Annotated in this window: 7 protein-coding genes; 4 read left to right on the top strand and 3 right to left on the bottom strand. The window is 56.8% G+C overall.

Annotated features, from left to right (window positions below; all coding sequences use genetic code 11):
- Positions 1-70 precede the first annotated feature (70 nt).
- On the bottom strand, positions 71-1,813 hold the full coding sequence (locus AB4043_RS02195) for a glycoside hydrolase family 28 protein (protein ID WP_442306420.1): 1,743 nt from the start codon (positions 1,811-1,813) through the stop codon (positions 71-73).
- Between the two features lie 133 nt (positions 1,814-1,946).
- On the opposite strand from AB4043_RS02195, the gene AB4043_RS02190 reads away from it, so the two are divergent.
- Complete coding sequence (locus AB4043_RS02190) at positions 1,947-2,969, top strand: LacI family DNA-binding transcriptional regulator (protein WP_442302343.1); 1,023 nt, start codon at positions 1,947-1,949, stop codon at positions 2,967-2,969.
- A gap of 298 nt (positions 2,970-3,267) precedes the next feature.
- The gene (locus AB4043_RS02185) at positions 3,268-6,450 is read left to right on the top strand and encodes a hypothetical protein (RefSeq protein ID WP_442302342.1); all 3,183 of its coding nucleotides are present in this window, start codon (positions 3,268-3,270) and stop codon (positions 6,448-6,450) included.
- A 41-nt stretch (positions 6,451-6,491) separates the two neighbouring features.
- On the opposite strand, the gene AB4043_RS02180 is transcribed toward AB4043_RS02185, so the two are convergent.
- Positions 6,492-7,241 carry an SDR family NAD(P)-dependent oxidoreductase gene (locus AB4043_RS02180; protein ID WP_442302341.1) on the bottom strand — a complete coding sequence of 250 codons (750 nt, stop codon included), beginning with the start codon at positions 7,239-7,241 and terminating at the stop codon, positions 6,492-6,494.
- Positions 7,242-7,243: 2 nt separating this feature from the next.
- Entirely contained in the window at positions 7,244-8,449 is a 1,206-nt protein-coding gene (gene uxuA / locus AB4043_RS02175) for a mannonate dehydratase (RefSeq protein ID WP_442306419.1), read from the bottom strand.
- A gap of 287 nt (positions 8,450-8,736) precedes the next feature.
- On the opposite strand from uxuA, the gene AB4043_RS02170 reads away from it, so the two are divergent.
- Both AB4043_RS02170 and AB4043_RS02165 read left to right on the top strand, forming a co-directional pair.
- Positions 8,737-9,900, top strand: a complete 1,164-nt coding sequence (locus AB4043_RS02170; protein ID WP_442302339.1) for a substrate-binding domain-containing protein — start codon at positions 8,737-8,739, stop codon at positions 9,898-9,900.
- Positions 9,901-10,210: 310 nt separating this feature from the next.
- Positions 10,211-12,169, top strand: a 1,959-nt coding sequence (locus AB4043_RS02165) for a carboxypeptidase-like regulatory domain-containing protein (RefSeq protein WP_442306418.1), incomplete at its 3' end; no start/stop codon positions are given.

Below are 12,169 nucleotides of genomic sequence, written 5' to 3'. Positions count from 1 at the left end.
ACAAACGGGACATCTAAAAAGAGAAACGGCCCTCATGAGAGCATGAGGGCCGTTCACTTTTGGGTCTCGGTTAAGCCCGGACTTTTACCGTTCCGTCGCTTGCACTCGCAGCATACTTCACAAGTTTCGCCGAGGCAACATCGCCTCCGTCGAGTGTGATCTTCTCTGAGCCTGAACCTTCCACCTGAAGATATGTCTGCGGTGCACCCTTCATCCGTGGATCTGTCAGAAGGACTTCCTTGCTGTTGATGAAGCGTACAGCAGATTCCGTCTGGCTGTCGGCTTCGACATTCAAGCCGCGGATGGAAGCATCTACGACGCGATCAAAGATGACCGCCGGCCGCAGGTCCGACGAGGCCAGCCGGAACTTTACGTTCTCGACGGTCAAACCGTGGACTCCCCGGGCATAGAGCCCATAGGCAGGCATCGGCCCCATCATGAAGTACTCGCCGGCGATCTCAGGAAGGTCTCTGCGGGCAGCATCCTCTGCGGTTCCGCCACCACCGAAGGTGAGATTGATATTGGAGAGCGAGACGTTCTCCATCGTCGCGCCCCCACTGCAGGTGAGCGTGATGCAGGAGTGCTTCTCTCCGGGATTGTAGCCACTGGTGACTTTTGCCTCCGCAAGCTGCGGGGGATCGGTGGTTACTGTGCCTTGGATATTGCTGAAAGAGACATTGCGGAGGACGGCAGGTGCGCCTGATTCCTCACGAGGAGCAGTGGCCATATCGTCGGTGCGTGGCGCGTTGGCGCGAGGCTGCCGTGGACCAACACCGACGTGGATCGGACCGGTTACTTGATCGAGAGTGATATTGGAGAAGTTGATGTTTTCATAGCTGGAGCCCGGGTTTCCCTGGAACTTAATCGGGCATCCGTACACCTGCATCAGAACGCAATTGGAGACGGTGATATTACGCGGAGAACCGCCCCCGAAGCGGAAGACCGACCAGCGTGTACTGAAGATAGAGTTGGTGATCGCGACGTTGTGGCAGCTTCCGAAGAGAGCGCATRCATCGTCCTGGCAGAGAATGATGCAGTTATTAACGGTGACATACTGCGCACTGATGAAGTGAAAACCGTCGTTGTTGCCGTTCACCCGGTTATGAATATAGATGCCGTCCATGTGGACGCGCTTGCTCTGGATGACCCGGATGCTGTGGTACGCGCAGTCAAGGAGATCGATATCGCGTACGCGGAGGCCTTCACAACGATAAGCCAGGATATGGTATGGGCGGCTGTTTCCGCCCAAACCGCTGGGCGGCTTTTGGCCACGGACCGGGGAATGGAACTGGTAGCCCTGGCCATCGATCGTTCCCGGGCCTTCAACGGTGACGTTGGTGGCATTGACAGCATAGAGCAATGCCCAGTTGCCATCGATCAGTGTGGTATCTCCGCTAAGCGGAATGGCGTCAACGGCGTGATACTGCTTTCCGTCCGCCGATCCCAGCAGTTTGCCGGATGCCGCAATATGCAGCGTGACGTTGCTCTTCAGCTCCACGGTACCGATCTGGAAGGTGCCTGCTGGAACAAGAACCGTGCCCCCGCCATCGTGGTTGCACGCATCGATCGCCGCTTGCAGGGCTTTGGTGTCCAGCGCGACGCCGTCACCCTTCGCGCCATAGCTGCGAATGTTATAGACGCGGCTGCCAAGATCGATGTCGCTTCGCGACGGAGCTGCTGCATGAGCCTGCTTCGGAAGCATGTCGAAGGCAGCTCCCGCGGCAAGGGCTGTCAGAGGGGCTTTTTCGAGCCACTGACGGCGAGTGAGACGAGCAGGCGTACCTTGTGCGGAAGAAAGATAATTTTCAGGCATGGAATGGTGTCCGGATCGAAGAAATTCGAGGTGGGACAACGATAGATGTATTCGTATACATGAGTCAACCTATAAACTAGGTTCAGTCGGTGAATTTCGCCGTAATTTCCGCACTTTGGAGAGTGCCTTCCACATGGACATGCGAGACATTGCGAAGATCGCRGGCGTATCCAGCGCAACGGTCTCACGAGTCATCAATGGATCGTCCCTCGTTCGCCCTGAAACTGCAGAACGCGTGCAGCGGGTGATCGAGAAGACGAACTTTGTGCCGAATGGAAGTGCGACGACTCTGAAGTATGGCCGCAGCAGCACCTTCGGTCTCATCATTCCCGACATTACCAACCCGTTCTTCCCGGAACTGATTCGTTGCTTCGAAGCCATCCTGGTCTCTAACGATCAGGACATGCTGATGGCGACGACCGACTTTCAGCCGGCAAAGCTGCAGCGGACTATTCGCCGGATGCTGATCCGAAAGGTCGATGCGGTTGCCCTGCTTGCGGCAGAGATTGAAACGCAGCCGATCGAATCGCTCATCCATAATCGTGTCCCGCTTGTCACTCTCGACCGTCGCAGTATTGCGCGAGGCGTAAGTGATGTGGCCGTGGAATACCTAAGTGGCATGAAACAGGCAGTGGAGCATCTCAAGCGGTTGGGGCATCGCCGCATTGGATATATCGGTGGTTCGCTTGGGCTGACGATCTCAGAACATCGTGTCGAGGGCTTCCGCACTGCAATCGAAGAGGCCGGATTGAAGTACGATCCGAAGTTTGTTCTGCCGGGGAATTACCGGATCAGCGGCGGAGAAGCGGGCATGCGCGAGATCCTTGCGATGAAAACGCGTCCGACTGCCATTCTGGCGACGAACGATCTTACGGCGATTGGAGCCATGCGAGTGGCACGTGCACAGGGCGTTGGCATTCCCGAAGAGATCTCGATCATCGGATTTGACGACATTGAGCTGTGCGAGATCGTTTATCCCGCATTGACGACGCTGCGCCTGCCGCGGCAGGAACTGGCGCAGGCGCTCTTCCGGGCGCTCGATGTACTGGCGAAGCATCCCCATGGAAGAGGACATCAGTCCATGGTGAGTACCACGCTCGTGATCCGGGACTCCACGGGGCCGGCTCCTCGCGATCGAAAGCCGGCCGGCAAGTAGTTTGAACTCACTGCAGAGCTGATACTCCCGACTTGCCCGCTTATCGCGTTTCAGATCGTGAAACGATCCATGAGAAGAATGCTGTAATGCGGAATGTACCCATTCTTACCCGTACGGCGCATTCATGCGTGCGGAACGAATACATTCGTCATGCCCCCGATGCTGGCCGTCTCCTGGAAAATGAAACGCCGACGCCGGTTTCCTCGTGAAACTCGGATGTCTGATATGGAGTCATTATCGTATCTGCTGAGGGAAGATGGCCGTCGTGCGTATGTTGTATTGGTCTTGCAGAAGATGGATGAATTGCCGCGCCGGCGCGATTGCCGGTCTTGCTATATTCGCCTGGGCGCAATGCTCTCAGGCGCAGGGGACGTCTCCGGCGAAGTCACAGGGAATCTCTATCTCCTATGAGGCTCCCGAGGATGGTCTTCTGACACTGGTGCTTGAGGATGCGAAGGGCATTCGCGTCAAGAACCTCGTCGCCGACCAGCCTGTCCATCAAGGAAAGAACATTATCAGGTGGGATGGAACTTCGACAGACGGTGTGGCTCATCCCGGGAAGTACCATGTCCGCGGTCTTTTCCATCAGGCGATTACGCCACGTCTGCAGTACTCCATCTATTCTCCGGGTGATCCGCCGTGGCCCACATCCGATGGAACCGGAGCGTGGCTGGCAGATCATACAGCGCCGGCTTCTGCATTGTTTCTTCCGCAGGGTAGTCCTTGGCCAACGCACTCTACGCAACCACAGATTTTGCTTGGAGCGGATGCGGCGGAGGCCGGTCACGCCCTGATTTGGACTGATCTGAATGGCCACAAGCTTGGTGGCACGAAGATTCGCGGATGGAACGGTGGCATAGTGCTTGCGCGGGATATCGGCAGCGCCGGAAATCCTGACCATGTTGCTTACACCGTCTATGTTGTGAATCCGAGCCGAGACTTTGGCGTAAAGGATCCTGGCGCGCTGCAGGTCTATGCCATTACCAGGAATGGTCTGGCTCCGGTGGACAAGGTTGTTGGTGGTATCCAGGTACATGACGCCTTTCGTGAGCTGGTTGGACTGGCGGCATATAACGGTCTGCTGTTGCTCTCGAATCCGGCTGCGAACGAGATTGTTGCCTTTGACGTGCGGCATGCTACGCAGCCTGCGTTTGCAAGGGTTAAGCTCTCCGGGTTGGGTGCCCTAACCTTCGAGCCGGATGGCCATTTGCTGGTCACGACCACGGAAGGCATTACGCGATTCACCGTGAAGAACGACTGGCGTTCCGTGGAGTTGACAGGAGCGCAGGTGGTCGTCGCTTCAGAGGCGCTACAGGCGCCCAAGCAGATCATCGAATCAGATGGTGAGATCTATGTTGCAGACTGGGGAAGCAGTCACCAGGTGAAAGTGTTTTCTGCGACGGCAGGCAAGCTCGCGCGTGTGATCGGCCGTCCCGGAGGCCCACAGATCGGCGCATACGACGAACTACGCATGGCGCATCCTTTGGGAATGACGGTGGACTCCAACGGCGTGCTCTGGGTTGCCGAAGAAGATTATCTTCCCAAGCGAATCAGCCGGTGGAATGCGAAGACCGGTGCGTTTCTCAACGCATGGTATGGTCCTACACAATATGGCGGCGGAGGATTCGCCGATCCGCATGATCCCTATCGTGCTTACTATCCGTCGATCGGAAACCCAGGCAGTATGGGGCTGCTCGAATTCAAGGTAGATTCCGCAACCGGAGACTCCCATCTGACGGCAGTGCGATACCGTTATCCGGATCCGCTCAACGATGTGATTGCCTATGCTGGTCAGCCTGCGAAGCCGATCTTCTTTCCGAATGACATGATCCCGGTAGGCTCGCATGGAGGCATTACGCCGGCGCAGACCTTCTATCGAAACGGGCACCAATACTTCACCGACTCCTACAACACCTACTGGTATAACCAGACCGCCGTTAGCGATCTGTGGATCATGGAGGATGGTGTTTGCCGTCCCATTGCTTCGGCAGGTTGGCTCGAACCAGGTCCTCATTACTGGACGACTCTGGATAGGCCCGATATTAAGAGCAAGATGCCGCCAGGGAAACCGGAGGGCGTCTTCTTTGTCTGGACCGATCGCAATCATGACCACGCGGTTCAGGCCGACGAGGTAGAGTTCAGCCGTCCGGCGGTGCGCGGTTCAGCGGGTGTCGTGATACAGCCCGATCTTTCCGTTATCAGCGGAGGGCCTTACCGCCTTCCCGCGGCTTCGGTCGACAACGCCGGTGTTCCTGTCTATGACCTGAACCAGCTGACATTGCTCTCGCATACGCTTGCGGAAGGGGATGTGGCTCTAAGCCCCGATGGCTGGTTCCTTGCCGATATGAGTGGCTATAAAGATGGGCAGCTTCGGTGGACGATGTCGAGCCGTGGCATTGGAACGCCGCCAACAGGGCCGGGAGACATCCAGGAACCGAAGCGGATGCTCGGATATCCGGTCATGCCGGCCAAAGGCCAGGCGGGATACGTGGTTGCCCGCTACTCCTATATGGGAGAGATTTACATCTACACCACCGACGGTTTGCTGGTTACGACCCTTGGCGCCGATACACGCATGGCCCCTTTCTGGCCGTATCCGAAACAGAAGCCAGGTATGGCGGTCACGGGGCTCAGTTTCGATGCGGAACACTTCTGGCCGTTTATGTTTGGAGAAGACGACGGCAATGTCTACCTGGCTATCGGAAAGTGGCACACCTCGATCGTGCGTCTCGATGGCCTCGATTCAGTCCGGCGGGTTGATCTGGGATATATAGACGCCACGAAAGAGACAATTGCAGCTGCCGAACCGCTCCGCACGGAAACCGCATCGAGAGAAAAGCTGCGCGCTGAAGTTGAGGTCCATCGCGTCAGTGCAACTGAGAATAAGAAGTGGAGCGAGAAAGACTGGGCATCGATCGATGCTCAATCGTCCTTCCAACTCGGTACGGATGCTAAGAGTCTGATTGTTGCTTACAGGACGAGTCAACCGCAGCTTCTCCGCAACAGCGCCGCTGAATTCCCCTATGCGTTCACGCAGGGCGGCGGGCTGGACCTCATGATCCGAGCGGAGGGAGCAAGTGATAGCCGGCAAGTCCTTGTCGGTGATTCCCGGTTGTTCGTGACACAGAGAAATGGCAAGCTGCTGGCAGTTCTCTATCGGCAAAAGGCTGAGAGAGCGGGCAACCGTGTCACCTTCGCGTCGCCAGTGGGAGAGGTGACCTTCGATGATGTCCAGGATGTCAGCGATCGCGTCAAGCTTGCCGTGAATGGAGCCGCATATGAAATCTCAGTGCCCCTCGATCTACTGGGTATCGATCCATCACCGGGCAAAACATATCGCGGAGACGTAGGCATGGTGTTTAGCGACGGCGTACGAGCACGGGCTCGGGTCTACTGGCACAACAAGGCCGACTCTATGACGGCTGACGTTCCGAGTGAGGCTCGCCTGAATCCAAGTCAGTGGGGCATCTTCCGGTTCTGAAGGGGAACTGGAAGACCTGCACAATCTCAGTTGCCGGTACCTCATAGCCGGACCGGTAACTGAGACAGCAGACCTCCGTCGACGCGATAGGAAGCGCCGGTCATGAATGAGGCCGCGTCGCTGAGCAGGAACGCGATCACGCGCGCAATCTCGGAGGCATGGGCTACACGGCCCAACAGGTGATTGCCTCCCCACTGTTCTAATGTCTGCTCCAGCCCATCCCTTCCCCCGAAGCGCTCTGCGGAAGAACGAACCATTGGCGTGTCTACGGTGCCCGGAAGGACGGCGTTGACGCGGATCCTATCTTTTGCATGATCGACAGCCATGGCGCGGGTTAAGGCTTCGAGTGTTCCTTTACTTGCCGCATAGGCCGCAACGCCTTCCTGACATGCGAGTGCTTGTACGGAAGAGACCAGGACAATCGATCCACCACGCGTCATTGCTGGAATGGCGGACCGGCAGGCGAGAAAGGCCCCGCGAGCATTGACCTGCTGGACAAAGTCGTATTCTTCGACCGATGTATCGACAACCGACCCGTAGTGCTGAATCCCGGCACTATAAACCAGCCAGTCAAGCGGTCCACGCTCGATAGCTTTTTTGACCGCTTCGCAGACCTGGTTGGCATCGCGTACATCGCAGGCTATGTACCGCAGTCTTTCAGGCTCAGCCGGCCTTCGCAGATCRGCGATCGTAACCTCGGCCCCCTGATCCAATAATGTCTGTGACGTAGCCCATCCGATGCCTGAAGCCCCACCAAAGACGAGTGCATTTTTTCCTTGGGTGATCTGCATTCCTACTCCACTTCCATGATCAGTCGTTCAGCCATGGTGAAAGCGCCACGCAGCTCCGCGAGTCCTCGCAGACGTCCGATGGCGGGATATCCGGGAGCGGCATTTCGCTCGCGGTCATTGAGCAGCTCCTGGCCGTGGTCAGCCCGGAATGGTAAATGGAAATGATCTCCGGCAAACTCGCGACGACGCTTTTCTTTCACGAGTTCGACGATGATGCCAATCAGGTCAGCATCTCCTTCAAGATGAGCCGCCTCAAAAAACGTCTCGATACCGTTCGAGTAAACCGTCTGCCGTTGTGTCGAGCGCAGGTGAAGAAAGCCAATGCGAGGAGCGAAGCTCTGCACCATCGCGAGCAGGTCGTTGTTTGCTCTGACGCCCAGAGCTCCCGTGCAGAAGGTCAGCGAATTGGCCGCATGAGGATACTGCTGCAAAAGCCATTGCAGGTCATCCGCCGTGCTGACAACCCTGGGTAAACCCAATAACGGGYGCGGCGGGTCATCTGGATGGATGCAAAGCTTTACACCGCACTCCTCCGCTACCGGGCAAACCAGCGTGAGGAACTCCCGAAGCGAGAACCGAAGATCCTCCGTGGAGAGACCGGAGTACTCCTGTAACAGGTCGTTCGTCTTCTGCAGCGTGAGAGACCGATGCCCTCCAGGGAGCCCCTGGAGGATCGTCTGCTGCAGCAGGTCCTTCTCTTCCGGAGACAGACCTGAAAGATAGGCATACGCCGCCCGGCTCAGCTCTTCGCCCCAGTCGGTTTGCGCACCCTTCCGTTGCAGCAGATAGAGATCGAATGCAGCGAAGGCGAGCGTATCAAAACGCGTGGTATATCCACCGTTTGGCGCCGATTCGTGCAGATGAGTCCTCATCCAACTGAAGAGAGGCATCCAGTTGTAGGCGATGGTCCGTATGCCGCAGGCTGCCAGATTTCGAATCGATTGCGCGAAGTGCTCCACATCAGCGCGCCAACCGGGTGCCTGCATCTTGATGCGCTCTGTGACCTCGAGGCTTTCGACGACGGCCCATTCCATACCCGCGGACCGTATCTCGGCTTGACGCGCCTGGATGCTCTCGACCGGCCACATCTCCCCAGCCGAAAGTTCATGCAGAGCCGTTACAATTCCGGTCGCGCCGGCTTCTCTTGCGTCTCGCAAGGTGACACGGTCCAGCGGACCGAACCAGCGCCAGGTTTGCTCCAATAACATCCTTACCTTTCCCCAGGAAACTCCTACGGCGAGATGCCCAGAGTTGTTCCCTTTGCATTTTCAGCATGTATTGCGATAAGTTTCCTGTGCACGATGACGAACTCGCACGAAGTCAGCCCACCAGCGTTACGATCCTACGTTCCCAGCGGTATTGAGATGAATCTCACTTGGCGAGAAGGGAAGTTGTTTCACATCGTGAGATACATCGAGATCCATGATGACTCAAGCGAACGCAGCCCCTTCGAGTGACAGGCCACATGGACACAATGATTGGAAGAGAGCGCAAGATGAAGCATTTATCGAAACCAACTCCTGCAGAAGGCCCAAAGCGGGGATACACGATTCAGGCAGTTGTCCGCGCTGCCTCGATCATCAACGCATTTCAATCAACCTCCGAGGTATTGGATCTTCGAGTGGTAGCTGCGAGAACAGGGCTGCATAAGGCCACTACGTTTCGCCTGTTGGAAACACTCGTGGAGACGCGCATGCTGGAACGGGCGGGGAAGCAGGGGTATCGCTGTTGTGTCCAGACGGCGCGTGCTAAACGCTATCGGATTGGCTATGCCTCCCAAAGTAACCTCCTGCCATTTACAACGACCGTGAGTGACAGCCTGGGGGTCGCTGCAAATGCGGCGAATATCGATCTGCTGGTGCTGAACAATGGCTTCAGCCCGAGGGTGGCTCTGCAGAATGCCGAGACCTTCGTTGATGAGAAGGTCGACCTTGTCGTCGACTCCCAGATCAATGTGGCGGTCGCTGCACAGATTGCGGCGAAGTTTTCCGATGCCCGTATTCCTTTTATTGCTCTGGATATCCCGCATCCCGGCGCTATCTATTACGGCGCGGACAACTACAAGGCGGGGCGGATGGCCGGACGGCATCTCGCACGGTGGGCCGAGAAGAACTGGAAGAGCGGTCCTGAACAGATCATTTTGCTTGGTGTTGACGTGGCCGGCCCACTGCTCAATGCGAGGCTGACCGGAGTTCTGGACGGCATTAATGAAGTGGGACAGTACGCTCGCACCGTTCCGACGCATCACTATGACACCAAGGGGGGACAGTTTGAGGCCACCCTGGACATCGTCCGTCGTCATATCCGCCGCAGAAAACCGGAGCGTGCGTTGGTGGGAGCGGTCAACGACTCTACGGCTCTGGCTGCGCTGCAGGCCTTTCGTGAGGTTGGCCTTGAGCGCGCGTGTGCCATCGCAGGGCAGGATGGCAGCGTGGCCGCCCGTGAGGAGATGCGCCGTGCCTCAACACGGCTGGTCTGTTCAGTCGCCTACTTTCCGGAGATGTACGGCGAGCGGATCATCCAGTTGGCGCTGGATGTCTTGAAGCACAAACCCGTGGCTCCAGCCGTATTTGTGCAGCATGAACTCATCACACCGCAGAACGTAGACAAGATTTATCCAAACGATAGTTGGATGAAGGTGCGGCCCAATCGGGTCTAAACTGCTTCGATTTGTCTCACTAGGTGAGATATGTTGTGCAATTGCAAACGGACTTCTTTGGAGGCCGTCAGTTGGAAAAACTGGCGTCCATTCTTGATAGATAGCAAGATGTCCCGGAAATTGGCTACCGCCTGCGAGTGGCTCTGACCTGAAAGGCATTTCACAATGCAAAACGACTCAAAGTCGGGAGAGCCCCGTTGACATCGTTTTACGCCAACACTTACAACGCTGCTCGACCCGGTACATCAGCCATTCTGATCCCCCAACGAGATGGCTGGGCCGGCAATGAGTACGTTTCCCGGGAGGCTGCATGCAAGTTATCAACAAAAAAGAGATCAAGTGGCACCAACCGCTACGCAGAGTCTGGATGCGCCCATTCTTCTCTCTCGCACTTTCTTTTCCAGGCGTGGTTTCTTCCGCACTGGCCGTAACGCTGGTATCTGCCACCGCTGCCTTCGCGCAGACCGGGCAGGGTTCTATCAGCGGTACCATCCGTGACAGCCAGGGCGATCTGGTCCCGGGGGCGAGGATTGAGGTCATCAGCGATGCGACCAAGGTATCGCAGGTGGCGACCACCAATAACGCCGGTCTCTTTCAGATTCAGTCACTCAACCCAGGGGCCTACACGGTTGTCATCGCCAAAGAAGGGTTTGAGAAAACGACCGTCAAAGCGGTTAATGTCTCAGGTGTGGGAGCGACGCCTATTGATGTCATGTTGACATTGGGGGCGACCACGGAGACGGTTACCGTCAATTCTGACGCAGAACTGATCAGCAAGACCGACACTGATGTCGTCACGACGGTCGACAACGCACTCGTGCTGAACCTGCCATATCCCGAGCGCAGCTCCCTGGGGGCAGCGCTGCTGGTGCCAGGTGTCGAAGGCGATCCTCTGCAGCCGGGCGGTATCTCCACGGAGAACCCAGGTGCCTTCACTAGCTATGTCACGCCGGGTGCCGGAATCGTGATCGGCGGAGCACCTCCAGGCACAAGCTCCATCGTCGTGGACGGATCTGACGTGACGCAGGCAAGCCTCGCGCGTACGGGTGTTAACCTCTCCGGTCGCCAGGTACAGGAAGCGACGGTCATTGTTACGGGACTATCCGCGAAGTATGGCAGAACCGGCGGCGGTGTTATCGTGCAGAGCAGCGCGCCCGGCACCAGCAACTATCATGGAGCGATTTCGTGGCGGCATACCGACCCTTATTTCAACGCTTTTCCGGACGGTAACACCGCGCCAAGCGCCCTCCGTGAGAACTACTACGGCTTCTATGTCGGTGGCCCGATCTGGATTCCGAAGGTCTATCCTCACAAGGACAAGTCTTTCTTTTTCGTGGGTATTGAACCTGCCCGGATGCAGAACTCGTTTGGTTTCCGCGGTATCTTCCCAACTCCCGATGAACTTTCTGGAAAGCTTCACAACTCTCTTGCTTTGCTCAATCAGAGCATTTTGAAGAGCCAGGGATATGCAGCCGCGCTCTTAGCACCACGCATAGGAGCGATCAACTACCAGTCCACTGTCGATGCTAATGGCTTTCCGAATGGGCCCTATGATGCATCGCAGATCCACGCCGTTCCGAATGACGACGTCTCTGCGCAGTTGTCAAAGAACCAGTTGGCGCAATTCGTCTTGTCGCAGTTTCCTACCCCCAGCAATCCCGGGCCCTATATCAAGTTTGATAACGCTCAGGCTACCTCCCAGAATGATGGAACCAATGCGACGTACAAACGCGGTGTGATCAATAAGGACAACCGCTATTCCTTCCGTATCGATCATCACTTCAACGACCGAGATCAGTTGTTTGTCCGTTATACGGTGATTCCTGTTAACGCTGCCAGGTTCTTTGCCGTAGATCCGTCAAATCCGCTGACCATCGTTCCGACGGACGCTGCGAATACGCATGACATCGCGTTGGGATACTCTCACGTCTTCACAAACAATATCGCCACTAGCTTCCATTACTCGTTCATGCGCGTCAACCAGCAGCGTCTGGCCCCACCCAGCACGCGTTCCAAGGATTACGCAGGCGCGTATGGTCTTACTCCGGCATCCTTCGGATATGGTTTCCCAAGCCTTGGCAACCTGAATGCCAACGGAGTCGGGTACACCATGCAGATGGGCCTCTCCAACGCGGCCATCCAGGTGGACCAGAACTTCATCGCCGGGGATGACATTACCTGGACCCACGGTCGCCATGTCGTGGAGTTCGGCGCCGATATCCGCTGGCTGCAGTCGAGCCAGTACGATTTGGGCGGAGCCACTGGAGGA

It is taken from the genome of Terriglobus sp. YAF25 (assembly GCF_052113305.1).
Lineage (GTDB): Bacteria > Acidobacteriota > Terriglobia > Terriglobales > Acidobacteriaceae > Terriglobus.
The sequence above is the reverse complement of the archived record's forward strand: the minus strand, read 5'-3'. Positions and strand labels throughout refer to the sequence as shown.

What these genes read in the sequence shown, in the direction of transcription:
- AB4043_RS02185 (WP_442302342.1), top strand. Translation starts at nt 3,268, where the DNA reads ATGAATTGCCGCGCCGGCGCGATTGCCGGTCTTGCTATATTCGCCTGG.
- AB4043_RS02170 (WP_442302339.1), top strand. Translation starts at nt 8,737, where the DNA reads ATGAAGCATTTATCGAAACCAACTCCTGCAGAAGGCCCAAAGCGGGGA.